A 17,734-nucleotide genomic window follows, 5' to 3' on the forward strand; every position below is an offset into this window, starting at 1 on the left:
TTTAGCAAATGTCAACTAAAATTATCGAAAATTTTAACTAACTGTGTTATACTGTCTGCTTCGTTTTCTTCACCGCGTCAGCAGCGAAGAACCGAACTATACGCCTCACAACGAAACCAGTCAACACTTTTCGCAAAATTATTTCTAGAAATTTAACCACCGCCCTGTTTTAACAGGGTTTTTATTTTATAAAAAACTCCAGCAACCTTCCTACACTATCCATACATACAAAAGAACACAAAACAAAGGCCGTCTGAATTGCTCTTTCAGACGGCCTTTTTTATGTTTTCTATTTATCCAATACGTTGAAGGACAATTTCTAGGACAAATTTACTGCCCACATAGGCAAAAATCAGACTGACAAATCCGACAATAGTCCAAACGGCGGCTTTTTTGCCGCGCCATGCGGTCATGCTGTGTTTCAACAATAATGCGCCATAAATCAGCCACGACATAATACTGAAGATGGTTTTATGCGTGAAGGTCATCGGCTTGCCGAAAATAGTTTCTGCAAAAAACGTACCGCTGATTACAGAATAGGTCAATAAAACGAAACCTGCCCACATACCTTGAAACATAAGTTTTTCCAAACTCAATAAAGGTGGCAAGAAGCTGACCAATGCGGAAAAACGGCGTTTGTGCAAATTACGGTTGATTAAAAGGATTAGGATGGCAAATAAGGTAACGATGCCAAACAATCCGTATGCAAGCAATGATGATGCGATGTGCGACAGTGGCAATAAGTCTACAATTTGGCGACCTGAAAAATCCCCCGGGAAAAGGAAACCCAACAATAAGGTCAATGCGGCACAGGGATACAATAAGAGTTGCACTCCGCGCAGACAATAAAAGAAGCTGCCCAAGCAATACATCATCAGCATCAGCCAGACTATCAGACTGAGCGAATAACCAAAACCGGTAATCAATACCCTATCCTGCAATACAGGGAACATCAATGCTGCGCCATGTACCAATAATGCGCCGCTCAAAATCAGAAGCTCGGTTTTCAGCGGGTAAGACTTATTATTGTGCTTTTTATGTTGCAACCAGGAAAATGCGCCCAATCCGGCATACACCAGCATAAGGCAGATTAAGACAATCGGCATAAATATCTTTCTCAATAGAGGTGTGAACACTTGACGGACAGCCGGCAGGGTTTCAGACGGCCTTTGTGTACGTGTTTGTGTTCTTGAAGCATAACTTCGGACTATCGTGTAAAATAATCCGAATTTTATTTTAACAAAGAATGCCCTGTATTGGGCAGCTATTCTCATTATCAAGGATAAGTATGTTAGACAACCTGACCAACCGCTTCAGCAAGGTACTTAAAAATATTCGCGGCCAATCAACGCTGACCGAAGACAATATTAAAGAAGCCTTGCGCGAGGTTCGTCTTGCCCTGCTGGAAGCCGACGTTGCATTACCCGTCGTTAAAGAATTCGTCAACACAGTCAAAGAACAGGCCCTTGGCCAAGAAGTCGTCGGCAGCCTGACGCCTGACCAAGCCTTTATCGGCGTGGTCAACCAAGCCTTAGTCGAATTGATGGGCAAGGAAAACAAAACGCTGGATTTATCGGTTTCACCGCCTGCCATCGTTTTGATGGCCGGTTTGCAGGGTGCCGGTAAAACAACAACCGTCGGCAAACTCGCCCGCCTGCTGAAAAACGATCAGAAGAAAAAAGTCTTGGTGGTATCCGCCGACGTTTACCGCCCTGCCGCGATTGAACAGCTGCGCCTGTTGGCCGAACAGGTCGGCGTGGACTTTTTCCCATCCGACACCAACCAAAAACCGGTTGAGATTGCAACTACCGCCGTTGATTACGCTAAAAAACATTTTTACGATGTCTTGATGGTCGATACCGCTGGCCGCCTGGCAATCGATGAAGAGATGATGAACGAAATCAAAGCGCTTCATGCGGCGGTCAACCCGGTTGAAACTTTGTTCGTTATTGATGCCATGCTGGGTCAGGATGCGGTAAATACCGCTCAGGCATTTAATGAAGCCCTACCGCTGACCGGTGTCGTATTGACCAAGATGGACGGCGACTCGCGCGGCGGTGCGGCATTGTCCGTACGCCATGTAACCGGCAAACCGATTAAATTTATCGGTGTCGGCGAAAAAATCAACGGCCTCGAACCTTTCCACCCCGACCGTCTTGCCAGCCGTATCCTCGGCATGGGTGACGTATTGACCCTGATTGAAGACGTTCAAAAAGGTATTGATGAAGAAGCCGCCGCCAAAATGGCGAAAAAGCTGCAAAAAGGCAAAGGCTTCGACCTCAACGACTTTAAAGAGCAAATCCAACAGATGCGCAATATGGGCGGCTTGGAAAACCTAATGTCAAAAATGCCTGGCGAACTGGGTCAAATATCGAAAAAAATCCCCGAAGGAACGGCTGAAAAAGCGATGGGCAAAGTAGAAGCCATCATCAACTCGATGACTCCAAAAGAACGCGCCAACCCTGCCCTGCTCAAAGCCAGCCGCAAACGCCGTATTGCAATGGGCGCGGGTACGACCGTGCAGGAAGTGAACAAATTGCTCAAACAGTTTGAACAAATGCAACAAATGATGAAGATGTTCAGCGGCAACGGCTTGGGCAAACTGATGCGCTTGGCCAAAGGCATGAAGGGAATGAAAGGCATGTTCCCGGGTTTGTAAGCTAATTTGACCGAAAACGCCGTCTGAAAAGTTTCAGACGGCGTTTTTGTTTTTACTCTAGCAAGAATTACTATTCACATATAACTATGAAATCTATTCCTTTTAAGGATTTTCATAGCGTATCGTTGCCTCTTCCAACATTTCCCATTGGCCACCACTACCATGGTAGGTTTCGGCACCAAGCCTGAAAACGGCATTGCAGTGCGTACATTGAAAATAATGTACCACGAAATCGTTCCAACCATATATGTCACGATTACCCTGAGAATCAGTATGGGTAATGTAACCGCTATTGGCGATGGTTTTGGCAAAATCAAGGCTGGGACCATAAACTTTGTCGTAGGCTGGAGTAATATCGATAAGCGTGCCGTCTGCTAAACGATCAGAGGCTTGCAGTAACATTTGCGATAATTCTTTCGGAACCCTGATACGAACGGTAGGTCGCAGGTCAGAACAGTAATCACACATGGTTTGGATCTTTCAGCACAGTGAAGGAAAAAGAGATAAGGGACGCGAAACCTTTGCTCATTCAATCCTCAACTTATTGCGGCTTTTTCTGCTCTTCGCGTACTTTGTCCACCAACTGGTCAATCGTGGTCATGCCGGACTGCCAGTCTTTAAATTCGACTTGGTATTTGCCGCCGACGATCACAGTCGGCGTGCCGCTGATTTGGAATTTATTGGTCAATTCTTCCATTTGAGCCGCACGCGCTTGGCTTTCGGGCGCTTCAAATGCAGCCAATACTTTTTTGCCGTCAAACGCTGTTTGCTCGGACAACCATTTTTTCAGGGTATCGGTATCGGCCAAGTTGATTTTTTGGTTAACCATCGCATCGAAAATATGGCTGTTGGCTTTATCTGATTCTCCGGCCATTTCCACTGCGGCCGCCAAACGTGCCAAAGGTTTCATTTCATCACCCCACACGACATGCTCCCGGCGTATATAGGTATCGTCTTTAAACGTTTTGATGTGCTCGCTCAAAACCGGCTCAAGATGGGCGCAATGCGGGCAGAAGTAGCCGAAGAATTCCAATACTTCGATTTTGCCGGCCTGCTGTTGAGGAATCGGATTGGACAATACGGTGTAATTGACACCTTCGGTCAATGCGGCAGGGGCTGCCGGAGCGGATGTGTTGCTTTGGGCGCTGTCTGCCGGAACGCTGGTTTCCGCCTGTTTGCTGCAAGCGGCCAATGCCAACAGGGTTAATGAGGTCAAGGCTAAGGTTTTCAGTTTCATAGGTATCTCTTTACATTCAAATCAATGGGCGGATTTTATGGCATTTTGTTGGAGGTGTGTTCGATTTGAGTGAAAAAATGTGTTTAGTTTTATTTCAACCTTTATAAAAGGCCGTCTGAAATATGGCTTAGATCATAGCCTTATTTTCGGACGGCCTTTGCCTGATTTCATCAGAAACGGTAATTTACCCGGGCAGTATAGCCGCGCGGATTACCCGGCATGGCATCCGAACGCCAATATTTTTGATTGAGCAGATTGGCCGCGGCAAAGGTAACGTTGACGTTTTTATGGTTCCAGCCAAGCATGGCATCAACTCGGGCAAAGCCGGGAAGCGTAGTCACTTCTTTATTTCTTGAGTCGTAACCGTAGCGTTTGCCTGTACCGGTTACGCCGATTTCGCCGTAGAGGTTTTCGGTCGGGGTATAACGGAAAAACAGGTTGCCGGTAACGTTGCTGGTGTTATTCAAATGGATGCCCACTCGGTCGGGATTTTCCTTGTCCTCAACCACTTTCGCCTGCATCACACCCAACGAACCGCGCAGATAGAGTTTTTTGGGTATGATTTGCCCGATAGCGGACAATTCCACGCCACGCGAACGGTGTTTACCGCCGACTGCCCAAGTGTAGGGATCATTTTGCGCGTCGGGGCGGTAGCGGATATTGAAGCGTTCGATTTGGTAGGCAGACAACGTAGTGCTGAGGCGGTCGTCCAGCCAACTGCTTTTAACGCCGGTTTCGTATTGGCGGGTGTACTCGGGGTCGGCGTTGAACACGGCGGCAGACGAAGTGTCGATACTCAAATAGCCGCCGCGTCCGCCATAAGGCGCGAAGCCTTTGTTATACGAGGCGTAAAGTGTGTGGACTGGGTTGATGTTCCACACTGCGCCGATGTTGGGGCTGAACGAGTGGCCGCTGTACTGGCGGCTGCTGCCGGTAAGTTTGTTTTCGGAATTAAAGGTGTATTTGTCGTAACGGCCGCCGAGGACGAATTTCAAGTCGGGCGTGGCTGAGAAGATGTTTTGCACGAAAATGCCGTAGGAGTCGGCTTTGTGGCGGTTTTGGGTGAGGACGGGTTGCAGCCTGCCCGAAGCCGGCCAGCTTGCGCGGTCGTAGGGGTTGATGGAGGCGGAAAAGGCTCGGCTGTAACCCAATGTCGGGTTGCGGTTTTCGCGGCTGTAATCCAGGCCTACGGTCAGATGATTTTCAAAACGTCCGATGGTGTAGTCGCCGTTGAGCGTGAAGTTGGACGACAGGATTTTGTTGTCGGTCTGCTGCCAGGCGTAGTTGCGGCGGATAAGGTTGCCGTTTTCGCTGCCTGCATAGAAATGGTCGAAATCCTGCGCCGCCGTGCGGTGGGCGAGCTGCCATTGGGCGCGCCATTTGTCGTTGAAGGCGTATTCAAGGTCGGAACGCCAAACTTGCAGCTTGTCTTTCACAAAATCGTTCGGGTGGGCAAAACCCATGCGATAAGGCAGTCCGAAGCGGTCGTACACGGACTTGTTCGGGCTGCGGTCAGGTGTGCGCTCCACATTGTCGTAGGTGTATTGCCCCGTCCATTTCAAGCCGTTGTCGAGTTTGACGGTAATACTGGGCGAAACCATGACGTTTTTGCTGTCTATGCCGCTACGGAACGAATTGGCGCGCCCAACTTCGCCGGTGAGGCGGATGGCGACGTTTTTGTTCAGCACTTCGTTAATGTCCATATTCAGGCTGCGGTTTGCCCACGAGCCGTAAACCGCACCGATATTGCGGCTTTGTTTGAAGTTGGCGTATTTGCTGACCATGTTGATGACGCCACCGCCGTTGGTGCGCCCGTAAAGCACGGAGGACGGGCCTTTCAAGATTTCGACGCGCTCGATGTTGGCGGTGCTGCGGCGGACCTGTCCGCTCTCGCGCACGCCGTCGCGGTAAATATCAGATGCATCGGCTTGGAAGCCGCGCAGGAAAATGCTTTCGCCACGCATATCGTAGGCAGCGTCAATGCCGGCATTGCCTTCGAGGATGGAACTCAAATCGTTCGTACCGTAATTTTTGTTTTTCTGGATATTGAGCGTATCGACGGTTTGCGGCGTTTCTTTGATGAGCTAGCCGTTGCGGGTAACAGCGGCTTCGTCGTAGTTGATGTAGCCTTTGAGTACGCTGGTATCGGACTGTCCGACCACAGAAACGGTGGGTAGGGTGGCGGTGTAATGTTCACCATTGTCCTGCGTATCGGCGGCAGCGACAGGGAAGGAAGCAATAATCAGCGTGGGTAATAAAGCTAAATGAAATGGTATTTGCATTTTTATACTCAATTTAACGAAACAACCGAATTATATTGCCTCATAAAAGAAATGAGAATAGTTTCTTTTAATTATATTTAACATGATATTTGCAAACAAAGGCCGTCTGAAACACATATCGGTTTCAGACGGCCTTTGTTTATTAATAGACATTTCTAAACTACTTACTCAACAGCATTTCCTGCATCAGCTTCATGCCCCATTGCCAGCCACCGAGTGCGCCGTTTAACTGGCCCGAATGCGGCGATTGAAGCAGGCGTGCATGCCAGCGGTCGGCCTGTTCTTGCGCCCAATCGCGTGGCGTGCCGTTTGTTTCGGCGATAACCAGCGCTGTACGGCAAGGGCAGCGGACACGCTGGAACGTATGGATTTCGTCCTCGGGAAGAGCTTCTGGGCGCGGCGAGACCAAAATAATATTGGTCAGGCGTTTTTGCGTCAGGATGTCGGCTTGATACAGCCATGCCAAAAATGCGGACACGCCGGCACCATGAGCCACGACGGCAATATTTCTGCTGACGATATGGTCGAATGCCGTCTGAATGGCGTGTTGCCATTCGGAAATGGTTTGCCGACTATCGGCTTCGGCAGTTTGAACAATCGGATAGCTGACCGCCCAGCGATCTATCCACATTTCCGCTTCATCCGCATCGCGTATCAGAAACAGTGCCATTTCTTCGAGTTCGAAGCTCTGCATTTCAGACGGCCTATTTGAGTAAGTCGTTGAGTGTAAATGCAATCAGCAATGCGGCTGGCACGCTGAGAATGGCACAAGTCGCCAGACAAAGTACGATGTTAGCAACCAGCCGCCAGCCCTTCCAAGCAAAGCATTTGGCCGCAATCAGCAGGCAAGGCAGGGAAAACAGCAGCCATACCAACGCCCACGTCGGATTGGCCTTGGTCGGCGCAACCCAGCCGGACATCCGCGCCAGCATAAATACCGCCCACACAAGCATAGGCAATACAAATGCCGCCACGACCCACGCCGCGCCTATGCCGGTTTTACCGTTTATATTCCAATCATATTTACCAAAAACCTTATTCGGCAACATAGTCATACTCCACAACTAAAGGGGCGTGATCCGAGAATTTTTCGTCTTTATAAACATGTGCGGAAACAGCTTTGGCGGCCAACTCCGGCGTAACCATCTGATAATCGATACGCCACCCGACATCTTTCGCATACGCTTGTCCGCGGTTGCTCCACCAGGTATAGCCCGGCACATCGGGATAAAGTGTACGCCACATATCCGTCCAACCGAGCTTGTGGATGACTTTGCCTATCCATTCGCGCTCTTCAGGCAAGAAGCCCGAATTTTTCTGATTGCCCTTCCAGTTTTTCAAGTCGATGTTTTGGTGGGCAATATTCCAGTCGCCGCAGACGACGATGTCGCGTCCTTCGTTTTTCATGGCTTCGAGCATGGGATAGAACGCGTCCAAAAAGCGGTATTTCACTTGTTGGCGCTCTTCCGCGCTGCTGCCGCTGGGAAGATACAGCGAAATTACCGACAACTTGCCGAAGTCGCAACGGACAAAACGGCCTTCCCTGTCAAATTCTTCAATGCCCATGCCGATTTGCACATTATCGGGTTTGCGTTTGCTGTACACCGCCACGCCGCTGTAACCGCGCTTTTCGGCGCAATGCCAGTAGCCGTGCATACCGTGCGGATTTTTCATATCGTCTGACAGGTCGGCCTCTTGAGCTTTCAGTTCCTGCACGCAGACGATGTCGGCACCGGAAGCGGCGATGTATTCATAAAAACCTTTTTTATAGGCGGAGCGGATGCCGTTGACGTTGGCAGAGATGATTTTCAACATAAGATTTGAGTAATTTTTAAAAACGGATAATAGGATTGAGGTTTTCAGACGGACTGCAAGTCATAAACAAATACTTTGGAATTGCGGCCGTTGGCATTGTATTCCTGCCGGCGTTCGGCAGGCAGGTCATCGGCTGAGGCCGTCTGAAAGCCCCGTTCGACAAACCATTCGCCCGTGTGCGTGGATAAGGCGAAGAGCGTTTTAATATTTAAGGCGCGTGCTTTTTGAAACAGATGTTCCAACAGCAATTCGCCGTAGCCGCCATCGCGCGCTTCGGGCGACACCACCAGGCAGGCCAATTCGCCGCAGTCCGGTTCGGAAAAGGTTTTCAGCGCCACGCAGCCGTAAATGTTTTGATCGTGTTCCAATACGGAAAAACTGGAAATATGGTTTTCCAAATACTCGCGGCTGCGGTGTAACAAGATGCCTTGTTCCGCCAACGGACGGATTAAGGCGATGATGTGCGGAATGTCGTCGCTGCGTGCCTGACGGATGGAAACAAACGGCTCACGGGCAATCGAGGTACCGCTGCCCTCACGGGTAAACAGCTCGCGCAGCAGGCTGCCGTCTTCACGGCCGTTGAGAATCTGCACCCGCGATACGCCGTTTTCCAACGCGCCTACCGCCGCATGGAGTAAATCGGCAGGTGCATCGGGATTGTCGTGTATCAGTTCCTGCACTTCGCCGACAGACAAAGTATTGGCCAACGAGCCGTCGGCACGACGGATACCGGCTTCTTCGGTCAAGAAAACCAGTTTCTCCGCCTGCAAAGCCATGGCCACTTCCTGAGCGGTTTCGCACATACTCAGATTGAAGGTTTTGCCGCTGTACGAATGTCCCAAAGGGCTGATAAGCACCACCGCTCCGCCATCCAAGCGCAAACGGATTTCTTCCGCGTCGATTTTGCGGACGGTACCCGTATAGCCCATGTCCACACCGTCGATAACGCCCAACGGGCGGGCGGTAATAAAGTTGCCGCACGCGATAACCGGCGGCTTGCTCCGTTGCTGCGCAGATACGCTGCTGAACAAAGCGGCTTCGACATCGCTGCGGATAATTCCCGCCACCTGCTTCACTTCCATCAAAGTCGCTTCATCGGTAATCCGACGGCTGCCACTGTATTTCGGAACAAAATTCCGACCCGAAGCCAATTTATCGAGCAAATGCCGCGAACCGTGCACCAAGACCAAACGCAAGCCCAAGCTGGCCAACAGATTCAAATCTGCAGCCAAACGAATCAAGGTTTCGCCTTCCAACAGGCTGTCGGTTACGCCGACCACCATGGTTTTACCGCGCAAATATTGAATATAGGGCGCGGCTTCGCGAAAGCTGGCAACAAAATGGGCAATGTTACTCATAGCAAGGCAAGATAAAAGAGTTGCATAATCAAAACCGTCAGCGCAATCAGCGATGCCAACGTCCAGTTGAAACCGTCCTTGCGCGTTTTGACCGCCGCCCGCTCTTCCGCCTTAGGCTCTTCCTTGAGCGCGCTGTTGAGCAAATCGGAAATTTCTTTGCGCGAGAGTTTGGAATGCTTGAGAATTTGCGCGCCGATGTTATGCACGAGGCGCACATCCGTTACCGCCACAGGCAGATGGGCCGGATCCGCCGGCAGGTTGCCCGACAGATAATCCTTGGCCTTAAACATCCCCGAACAACGCGTGCAGACCACGAAACCCTGCGCCACGTTCAACTGGGCATCTTTCACCCAATGCGGTGTTTTACAATGAGGACAAGAACAAGCAGGCATGAGTATTTTCCGTAAGTGTATTGAATCAAAAATATATTTTAGCTAATGTTTCAGGCCGTCTGAAAACTGTTTCAGACGACCTGAGCATAATGTTATGGTTTAAACCGCGCCGTAACGTTCGCGATAGGCTTTGACCGGCTCGAAGAAGCCGCCAAATTCGGCATTGTTTTGCAAGAGCGTGAACAAGTCGTTCAGGTTGGCAATCGAAACCACCGGCAGGCCGTATTGTTTTTCAACTTCCTGCACCGCCGACAATTCGCCCGTGCCTTTTTCCATGCGGTCGAGCGCAATGGCCACTGCGGCAGGCGTTGCGCCTTCGGCCTCAATCAGTTTGACCGACTCGCGCACGGATGTACCAGCGGAAATCACATCATCGATAATCAGCACGCGGCCTTTCAAAGGCGCGCCCACCAACACACCCCCCTCGCCGTGGTCTTTGGCTTCTTTGCGGTTGTAGGCAAACGGTACGTTTACGCCTTTTTCCGCCAACATCATCGCTGTTGCCGCCGCCAAAATAATGCCTTTATAGGCCGGGCCGAACAGCATATCGAACTTCACGCCGCTGGCAATAATGGCTTCGGCGTAAAACTTCGCCAGCTGCAAAGTCGATGCGCCGTCATTAAACAAACCGGCATTGAAAAAATAAGGCGACTGACGGCCGGCCTTAGTTGTAAATTCGCCGAATTTCAACACGTTTTGTGCCAAAGCGAATTTGAGGAAGTCTTGACGGAAATCGGACATTTGGGTTCTCCCGAAAGATGTTGATTTATCAAAGAAACGATTATAAAGGATTCATGCGGAAAAATCAGGCCGTCTGAAAACAGGTTCAACCCCGCTTTTAACCGATAAGGCGGCATTACCGTCTTATCCCAGCAATCAAAACAGATTATTCCCGATGATACGGATGGTTGTGCAAAATCGAAACGGCGCGATAAAGCTGCTCGGTCAGCAAAACGCGCACCATGCCGTGCGGCAAGGTCAGGCTGGAAAGGCGCATCATCATGTTTGCCTGCTGTTTCAAACGGTCGGTCATGCCGTCTGCGCCGCCGATAATAAAGCAGACGTGTTCGCCATTTTGCTGCCAGCTTTTCAAATGTTGTGCCAATTCGATCGAAGTCGGCGCTTTGCCGCGCTCGTCCAATACCACCAAAAACGCGCCCTGCGGTATGGCTTCCAGCAGGCGTTTTTCTTCAGCCGCCATACCCTGAGCCGCATTCACACCCGCGCCTCGTTTTTCCGGCTTGATTTCTTTCAGCGCATAATTGACATCGCGCCCGAAGCGTTTGGCGTACTCGCCGACGGCCTCATCGACCCAACGCGGCATTTTCGTGCCGACAGCCAAGACGGTGATATTCATGGGATATCCTTTTGTTGTCGAATTGTCGGTTGGGCATTATGGTCAAGCAGGTTCTTAACCTTTTCAACCCATGAACCAATACCCGCGCAACCAACTGAAAATAAAAGGCCGTCTGAAAGCCGAATGTATCCCGTTCGGCTGTTTCAGACGGCCTTTCAATGATTAGCAGTGAACCAGTGTACCCTCGTTTTCGCCGGTTACCACGCGTTTGAGCGAGCCTTCTTTAGCAATGCCGAATACTACAATATTGAGCTTGCGTTCGCGGCAGAGGGCGAAAGCGGTGGCGTCCATCACTTTGAGGTTTTTCAACAAGGCTTCATCAAAAGTAATGGTTTCGTAGCGTGTTGCAGATGGGTCTTTTTTCGGGTCTGCGGTGTACACGCCGTCAACGTTGGTCGCTTTGAGCATCACGTCGCAGTTCATTTCCGCACCGCGCAATGCGGCGGCAGTGTCGGTCGTGAAGAATGGGTTACCGGTACCGGCGGCGAAAATCACGACTTTGCCTTCTTCCAAATATTGAATGGCTTTAGGACGGGCGTAAGTTTCAGCGATTTGCTGCATAGACAGTGCGGATTGTACGCGCGCTTTGATGCCCAAGGTTTCAAATGCATCTTTGAGTGCCAACGCGTTCATGACGGTTGCCATCATGCCCATGTAGTCGGCAGTGGCGCGGTCCATGCTACCCGCTTGTGCAGATACGCCGCGGAAAATGTTACCGCCGCCGACAACGATACCGACTTGCACGCCCATTCTCACGATTTCGGCAATTTCGCCGACGGTTTGAACGATGGTATCGTGATTGATGCCGAATGGATCAGAGCCCATCAGGGATTCGCCGGAGAGTTTCAGTAATACGCGTTTGTATTTGATTTGCTGTGTCATGGGATACCTTGCTTTCTTGAATGTCGTCGGTCGGAGTTCGGGCCGTCTGAATTTTCAAACGGTCGGAATATTAATGATAGGGTGTGTCGGTTTATTATTGTTTTGTTTTCAGACGGCCTTTATATTCGGTCGTCTTAAAATAGGTACCGTAAACGGTTTTCTCAAAAAAAAGCACCCTGATTCGTTTGGAATCTAGGTGCTTTCTTTTTCATAAGTGCCTTACACTTTAGCAGCGGCAGCAACTTCGGCTGCGTAGTCAACAACGGCTTTCTCGATACCGTCGCCTACTTTGTAGCGTACGAAGCTAACCACTTCAGTGCCGTTTTCTTTAGCGAATTGGGCAACAGTTTGGTCAGGGTTCATCACGAACGCTTGGCCGTTCAGAGTGATTTCAGCCAAGAATTTGCGGATACGGCCTTCAACCATTTTAGCGGCGATGTCGGCAGGTTTGCCGGAAGCGATAGCTTGTTCAGTATAGATGTGGCGTTCTTTTTCAACGGTTTCAGCATCTACTTCGGCTTCGCTTACGCATTGTGGTTTAGCGGCAACGATGTGCATACCGATTTTGCGTGCTACGTCTTCAGAGCCTTTGTACTCAACCAATACGCCTTCAGTAGCCAAAGCACCGTGGATGTAGGCAACCAGTTGGTTGGCAGTGTCGATCACTTGGAAGCGGCGAACAGACATGTTCTCGCCCAATTTAGCGATGATGGCTTTACGTTCTGCTTCAACCAGTTCGCTCAGTTCTTCAACAGAAGCCGGTTTTTTCTCGGCAGCAGTTTTAGCAACGAAGTTGGCAAATTCTACGAAGCCGGCGTCTTTAGCAACGAAGTCGGTTTCGCAGTTTACTTCAACCAATGCGCCGACATTGCCGTTGATTGCATAAGCCAATACGCCTTCGGCAGCAGTACGGCCAGCCAGTTTACCGGCTTTCGCACCAGATTTAATACGCAGGATTTCTTCGGCTTTGTCGAAGTTGCCTTCAGCTTCAACCAAGGCTTTTTTGCATTCCATCATGCCCAGGCCGGTAGCGGCGCGCAGGTCGGCAACCATTTTTGCAGTAATTTCTGCCATTTTGAATCTCCTAGATTTTTGGGAACACGGCCATTGCCGTGTTTGGAAATAGTGGCCGTCTGAAACGGATTTCAGAACGGGATTTGAGAAAAGGGGCATAACGCCCCTCTTCTGTGTACCGAATTACTCGGCAGCAGCTTCTTGGGCAGCGGCTACAGTTTCTTGCAGCGCTTGGTTTTTGCCTTCCAAAACTGCGTCAGCGATGCCGCGGCAGTACAGGCGGATAGCTTTAGCGGAGTCATCGTTACCAGGGATAACGTATTTCACGCCGTCAGGGCTGTTGTTGGTATCGACTACGGCGATAACAGGGATGCCCAGTTTTTCAGCTTCAACCAGAGTACCTTTTTGGTAGCCGGTATCGATAACGAAAATCGCGTCAGGCAGGCCTTTCATGTTTTTGATACCGCCCAAAGAACGTTCCAGTTTTTCAACATCGCGTTGCATTTCCAGAATTTCTTTTTTGTTGAAACCGCCTTCAGCAGCGTTTTCCAGGGCAGCAGTTTTTTCTTCCAGGCGTTTGATGGATTGCTTAACGGTTTTGTAGTTAGTCAGCATACCACCCAACCAGCGGTAATCAACGAAAGGCATACCGGCACGGGTAGCTTCTTCGCGGATGATGTCGCGGGCTTGGCGTTTGGTACCTACGAACAATACTGTACCTTTGTTGGCAACCAGACGACGTACGGCTTCTTGCGCCTCTTGGAACATCGGCAGGGTTTTTTCCAAGTTTACGATATGGATTTTGTTGCGCGCACCGAAAATGTATTGAGCCATTTTCGGATTCCAGAAACGGGTTTGGTGACCGAAGTGAACACCGGCTTCAATCATCTGACGCATAGTAATTTGAGACATGTTATTTCCTTGAAAGGGTTAAAGAGCACACATTCAATCGCATAGAACTTGATAGGCGGCGCCTATTGTCAAGCACCCTTCGGCGAAAGTGGGCATAAGTTTAAAAAAATAAAAGAGTGTTTCCGAAATGGAAAACTGACGGATTATAGCGGATAAGAGGCCGTCTGAAAAGGGATTTATACCTTTCCATCCTGTTTTTCATCCGTCTGTACCGCCTTTTGGCGGGCCGCTTCAAACTCCGCCTGCTCCTGTCGTTTCATCAAGCGGTTGCGGCGGCGGATGGTCACGACAAAGACCGTGAACACGGTGGGCAACACCGCCCAAAAAACCAAATAAATCAACGCGCGCGCAATACTCGGCTGCGCGGCGGAAAACATCACGGCAACAAAAAGGTAGCCGATGGCGACAATGTGCCACATTGTGTGCGTCCTGTTTGAATGTTAACAAAATCGTTATAATCGCAACATTCTACCGCAATCCCGAAAGGCCGTCTGAAAATGAGGAATCCCGAAAAATCGGCACTACGCAAACAGTTCCGCCGCGCACGCGCCCAAATGAGCGCAGACGAGCGCAACGCCGCCACCGAAACCATCAACCGCCTGCTCAAGCCCTGCATCAAAAAAGGACGGAAAATCGGCGTGTATTGGCCGATGGGCAAGGAATTGCGATTGGACGGCTTTGTCCGTGCCGCACAAAAACGCGGCGCAAAACTCTACCTGCCCTATATCGAACCGAACACGCGGCGGATGTGGTTCACCCCCTACCCTGCCGACGGTGCCAAACAAGAACGCAAACGCGGCCGCGCCAAATTGCATATCCCCCAATTCACCGGCAAAAAAATCCGTGTCCACCAACTCAGCCTGCTGCTGGTCCCCATCGTCGGCATCGACAAACGCGGCTACCGCCTCGGACAAGCTGGCGGCTATTACGACGCCACCCTCTCCGCCACGAAATACCGCCTGCAAACCCAAACCCTGGGCGTAGGCTTCGGCTGCCAACTGACCAACACACTGCCGACCGAACCGCACGACCTGCCGTTGGACGGGTTTGTATCGGAGTCGGGCGTGCTGGTGTTCAAACATCATTAATCAATAGCTTTCAGACGACCTCAAAAAAGCCGTCCATTAAGACACTATAAAAGGTCGTCTGAAAAATCAAACCATCAAATACAAAGGAAACCACATGGCTGATTTTTCATCCGCTCCCGTTTTGTCCTTCGACCGCGTCCGTCTCGAACCTTTGACGGCGGCACACGAAGCTGGTTTGCGCGAAGCAGTTTGCGACGGCGAAGTCTGGAAGCTCAACGTAACCACCGCGCCCGAACCCCACCAAGTGGCGGACTATATCCGTACTGCTATGCAAACCCGTCTCGCCTTTGCCGTCATCGACGAAGATACGGGCAAAATCGTCGGTTCGACTTCGCTTTACCACATCGACCCCGCCATCCCACGCCTGTATATCGGTTACACATGGTATGCCCTGTCGGCACAGCGCACGCACATCAATACCGCCTGCAAAATCATGTTGCTCGACTACGTTTTCGACACTTTAAACTGCCGTTGCGTCTGCTGGCAGACCGACAACCTCAACACCGCCTCCCAACGCGCCATCGAACGCTTGGGCGCACACCAAGACGGCATCTTGCGCTGCCACAAGCTGCGGAAAGACGGCAGCGTGCGCGATACGGTTGAATACAGCCTGCTGCGTGAGGAATGGCCGCAGGCAAGGGTAAAACTGCTCGAAAAAGCGGCAGCTTATGACGCGTCCTGAAAAAACGTTTTCTTCTTCATTTTTTCATCAGAATACGCCCATCTTGCTGACAATCCGAACTCTTTAAAAAATTAATGAAATAAGGTGCAACACCATCAATCCCCTGATAAATAAAGGCCGTCTGAAAGTTTCAGACGGCCTTTATTTCGGATTAAACCTTACTTGGCATCTTTAAATCCGCGTTTCAAATGCACCATCAGCAATGCGACGGCGGCAGGGGTTACGCCGGAAATGCGGCTGGCTTGGCCGACGGTTTCGGGTTTGTGCTGATTCAGTTTTTGCTGCACTTCTGCTGACAAACCTTTGACTTTGCTGTAATCGATATCCTCGGGCAGCTTTAAGGTTTCGATGTCGCGGCGGCTGTCGATTTCTTCGTTTTGGCGGTCGATATAGCCTTGGTATTTGACTTGGATTTCGACTTGTTCGACCACGCTGTCGGCAAGTGCGGTTTCAGGTTGTGCGTCGGGCAGGGTTATCAGCGCGGCGTAGTCGAGGTTCGGGCGGCGCAGGAGGTCGTGCAGGTTGGCTTCGCGGCTGAGTTTTTGTCCGAACACGCGGATTTGTTCGTCTTCGGCGAGCTTTTGCGGCGTGTACCACGTTGTTTTCAAGCGTTGGATTTCGCGTTCGATGGCTTCGCGTTTTTCGTTGAACATGCGCCATTGTTCTTCACCCACCAAGCCGATTTTGTAGCCGTCTTCGGTCAGGCGCATATCGGCGTTGTCTTCGCGCAGTTGCAGGCGGTATTCGGCGCGGCTGGTGAACATGCGGTAGGGTTCGTTCACGCCTTTGGTGATGAGGTCGTCCACCAATACGCCGAGGTAGGCTTGTTCGCGGCGCAACAGGAGCGGGTCTTGTTCACGGATGTATTGCACGGCATTCGCGCCTGCGAGCAGGCCTTGCGCGGCGGCTTCTTCGTAGCCGGTTGTGCCGTTGATTTGTCCGGCGAAAAAGAGGCCTTGGATGGTTTTGGTTTCGAGGCTGGCTTTGAGGTTGCGCGGATCGAAATAGTCGTATTCGATGGCGTAGCCGGGGCGCAGGATATGGGCGTTTTCGAGGCCTTTCATGCTGCGTACGAGGGCGATTTGAATGTCAAACGGCAGGCTGGTGGAGATACCGTTAGGGTAGTATTCGTGCGTGGTCAAGCCTTCAGGTTCAAGGAAAATCTGGTGGCTGTCTTTGTCGGCGAAGCGGTTGATTTTGTCTTCGATAGACGGACAATAACGCGGACCGACGCCTTCGATTTTGCCGGTAAACATCGGGCTGCGGTCGAAGCCTGAACGGATGATGTCGTGGGTTTGCGTGTTGGTATGCGTAATCCAGCAGGACACTTGGCGTGGGTGCATATCAGCGTTGCCGCGTACGGACATTACGGGAACGGGTGTGTCGCCGGGCTGTTCGGTCAGTTGGGAAAAATCAATCGTGCGTCCGTCAATACGCGGTGGCGTGCCGGTTTTCAGACGGCCTTGCGGCAGGTTCAATTCGCGCAAACGGCCGCCTAATGATTTGGCGGCGGGGTCGCCGGCGCGGCCGCCTTCGTAGTTTTCCAAACCAATGTGAATTTTGCCGGACAAAAACGTGCCGGCAGTTAACACGACGGCGCGTGCTTTAAACTCCACACCCATCGCGGTAACCACGCCGCTGATGCGTTCTCCGTCAAGTGTGACGTCTTCGACGGCTTGTTGGAAAAGGTCGAGGTTTTCTTGGTTTTCCAACATTTCGCGGATGGCGGCTTTATATAGGATACGGTCAGCCTGTGCGCGCGTGGCTCGCACTGCCGCACCTTTGCTGGCATTCAATCGGCGGAACTGGATACCGGATTTGTCGGTGGCCAACGCCATTGCGCCGCCCAATGCGTCGAGTTCGCGTACAAGGTGGCCTTTGCCGATGCCGCCGATGGAGGGGTTGCACGACATTTGGCCGAGGGTTTCGATGTTGTGTGAGAGCAGCAGGGTTTGCGCACCCATGCGTGCGGCGGCAAGTGCGGCTTCGGTACCGGCATGGCCGCCGCCGACGACAATCACGTCGTAGGTTTTGGGGTAAATCATGTAAGTCATTT

General features: G+C 51.1%; 18 protein-coding genes and 1 pseudogene. 3 read left to right on the forward strand and 16 right to left on the reverse strand.

Annotated elements, in window-relative coordinates:
- Positions 1–293: 293 nt before the first annotated feature.
- Positions 294–1,106 carry a cytochrome C assembly family protein gene (locus ACTHTJ_RS07230; protein ID WP_070583714.1) on the reverse strand — a complete coding sequence of 271 codons (813 nt, stop codon included), beginning with the start codon at positions 1,104–1,106 and terminating at the stop codon, positions 294–296.
- A gap of 182 nt (positions 1,107–1,288) precedes the next feature.
- On the opposite strand from ACTHTJ_RS07230, the gene ffh reads away from it, so the two are divergent.
- Positions 1,289–2,659 carry a signal recognition particle protein gene (gene ffh / locus ACTHTJ_RS07235; protein WP_070583716.1) on the forward strand — a complete coding sequence of 457 codons (1,371 nt, stop codon included), beginning with the start codon at positions 1,289–1,291 and terminating at the stop codon, positions 2,657–2,659.
- Positions 2,660–2,761: 102 nt separating this feature from the next.
- Here ffh and ACTHTJ_RS07240 read toward each other — a convergent pair whose 3' ends face one another.
- The 14 genes and pseudogenes from ACTHTJ_RS07240 to ACTHTJ_RS07305 form a co-directional block, all read right to left on the reverse strand.
- Positions 2,762–3,061, reverse strand: a complete 300-nt coding sequence (locus ACTHTJ_RS07240; RefSeq protein WP_083297171.1) for a hypothetical protein — start codon at positions 3,059–3,061, stop codon at positions 2,762–2,764.
- Positions 3,062–3,200: 139 nt separating this feature from the next.
- Positions 3,201–3,896: a thiol:disulfide interchange protein DsbA/DsbL gene (locus tag ACTHTJ_RS07245; protein WP_070583720.1), complete on the reverse strand. Its 696-nt coding sequence runs from the start codon at positions 3,894–3,896 to the stop codon at positions 3,201–3,203.
- A 170-nt stretch (positions 3,897–4,066) separates the two neighbouring features.
- A pseudogene (locus ACTHTJ_RS07250) lies at positions 4,067–6,178 on the reverse strand (TonB-dependent receptor).
- Positions 6,179–6,338: 160 nt separating this feature from the next.
- Positions 6,339–6,872: an alpha/beta hydrolase gene (locus ACTHTJ_RS07255; RefSeq protein ID WP_070583722.1), complete on the reverse strand. Its 534-nt coding sequence runs from the start codon at positions 6,870–6,872 to the stop codon at positions 6,339–6,341.
- Positions 6,873–6,882: 10 nt separating this feature from the next.
- Entirely contained in the window at positions 6,883–7,227 is a 345-nt protein-coding gene (locus ACTHTJ_RS07260) for a hypothetical protein (protein WP_049336871.1), read from the reverse strand.
- Complete coding sequence (locus tag ACTHTJ_RS07265) at positions 7,214–7,993, reverse strand: exodeoxyribonuclease III (protein WP_003684015.1); 780 nt, start codon at positions 7,991–7,993, stop codon at positions 7,214–7,216. The genes ACTHTJ_RS07260 and ACTHTJ_RS07265 overlap by 14 nt, the downstream gene beginning before the upstream one ends.
- Positions 7,994–8,037: 44 nt before the next feature.
- Positions 8,038–9,351 (reverse strand): amino-acid N-acetyltransferase, encoded by a 1,314-nt coding sequence (gene argA, locus ACTHTJ_RS07270; RefSeq protein ID WP_070583725.1) that lies wholly within the window; start codon positions 9,349–9,351, stop codon positions 8,038–8,040.
- Positions 9,348–9,743, reverse strand: coding sequence for an MJ0042-type zinc finger domain-containing protein (locus tag ACTHTJ_RS07275; RefSeq protein ID WP_070583727.1), 396 nt, complete (start codon positions 9,741–9,743; stop codon positions 9,348–9,350). The genes argA and ACTHTJ_RS07275 overlap by 4 nt, the downstream gene beginning before the upstream one ends.
- A 99-nt stretch (positions 9,744–9,842) precedes the next feature.
- Entirely contained in the window at positions 9,843–10,484 is a 642-nt protein-coding gene (pyrE, locus tag ACTHTJ_RS07280) for an orotate phosphoribosyltransferase (protein ID WP_003682682.1), read from the reverse strand.
- A 145-nt stretch (positions 10,485–10,629) separates the two neighbouring features.
- Positions 10,630–11,100 carry a 23S rRNA (pseudouridine(1915)-N(3))-methyltransferase RlmH gene (gene rlmH, locus ACTHTJ_RS07285; protein WP_440360904.1) on the reverse strand — a complete coding sequence of 157 codons (471 nt, stop codon included), beginning with the start codon at positions 11,098–11,100 and terminating at the stop codon, positions 10,630–10,632.
- A gap of 162 nt (positions 11,101–11,262) precedes the next feature.
- Positions 11,263–11,982 carry a UMP kinase gene (gene pyrH, locus ACTHTJ_RS07290; protein ID WP_003708812.1) on the reverse strand — a complete coding sequence of 240 codons (720 nt, stop codon included), beginning with the start codon at positions 11,980–11,982 and terminating at the stop codon, positions 11,263–11,265.
- A gap of 219 nt (positions 11,983–12,201) precedes the next feature.
- Positions 12,202–13,056: a translation elongation factor Ts gene (gene tsf / locus ACTHTJ_RS07295; RefSeq protein WP_002215087.1), complete on the reverse strand. Its 855-nt coding sequence runs from the start codon at positions 13,054–13,056 to the stop codon at positions 12,202–12,204.
- Between the two features lie 123 nt (positions 13,057–13,179).
- Positions 13,180–13,908: a 30S ribosomal protein S2 gene (rpsB, locus tag ACTHTJ_RS07300; RefSeq protein WP_002230071.1), complete on the reverse strand. Its 729-nt coding sequence runs from the start codon at positions 13,906–13,908 to the stop codon at positions 13,180–13,182.
- A gap of 176 nt (positions 13,909–14,084) precedes the next feature.
- Positions 14,085–14,327 carry a hypothetical protein gene (locus tag ACTHTJ_RS07305; RefSeq protein ID WP_004520263.1) on the reverse strand — a complete coding sequence of 81 codons (243 nt, stop codon included), beginning with the start codon at positions 14,325–14,327 and terminating at the stop codon, positions 14,085–14,087.
- A 78-nt stretch (positions 14,328–14,405) separates the two neighbouring features.
- Between ACTHTJ_RS07305 and ACTHTJ_RS07310 the strand changes: the two genes are divergently transcribed.
- Together ACTHTJ_RS07310 and ACTHTJ_RS07315 are read left to right on the forward strand one after the other, a co-directional pair.
- Complete coding sequence (locus ACTHTJ_RS07310; protein WP_070583729.1) at positions 14,406–14,996, forward strand: 5-formyltetrahydrofolate cyclo-ligase; 591 nt, start codon at positions 14,406–14,408, stop codon at positions 14,994–14,996.
- A gap of 94 nt (positions 14,997–15,090) precedes the next feature.
- On the forward strand, positions 15,091–15,678 hold the full coding sequence (locus tag ACTHTJ_RS07315) for a GNAT family N-acetyltransferase (protein ID WP_070583731.1): 588 nt from the start codon (positions 15,091–15,093) through the stop codon (positions 15,676–15,678).
- Positions 15,679–15,836: 158 nt separating this feature from the next.
- Here the strand turns inward: ACTHTJ_RS07315 and mnmG are convergent, their stop codons facing one another.
- Positions 15,837–17,732 (reverse strand): tRNA uridine-5-carboxymethylaminomethyl(34) synthesis enzyme MnmG, encoded by a 1,896-nt coding sequence (mnmG, locus tag ACTHTJ_RS07320; RefSeq protein ID WP_070583733.1) that lies wholly within the window; start codon positions 17,730–17,732, stop codon positions 15,837–15,839.
- Between the last annotated feature and the right edge of the window lie 2 nt (positions 17,733–17,734).

This window comes from Neisseria sp. P0018.S001, from assembly GCF_051957355.1.
Taxonomy (GTDB): domain Bacteria; phylum Pseudomonadota; class Gammaproteobacteria; order Burkholderiales; family Neisseriaceae; genus Neisseria; species Neisseria subflava_A.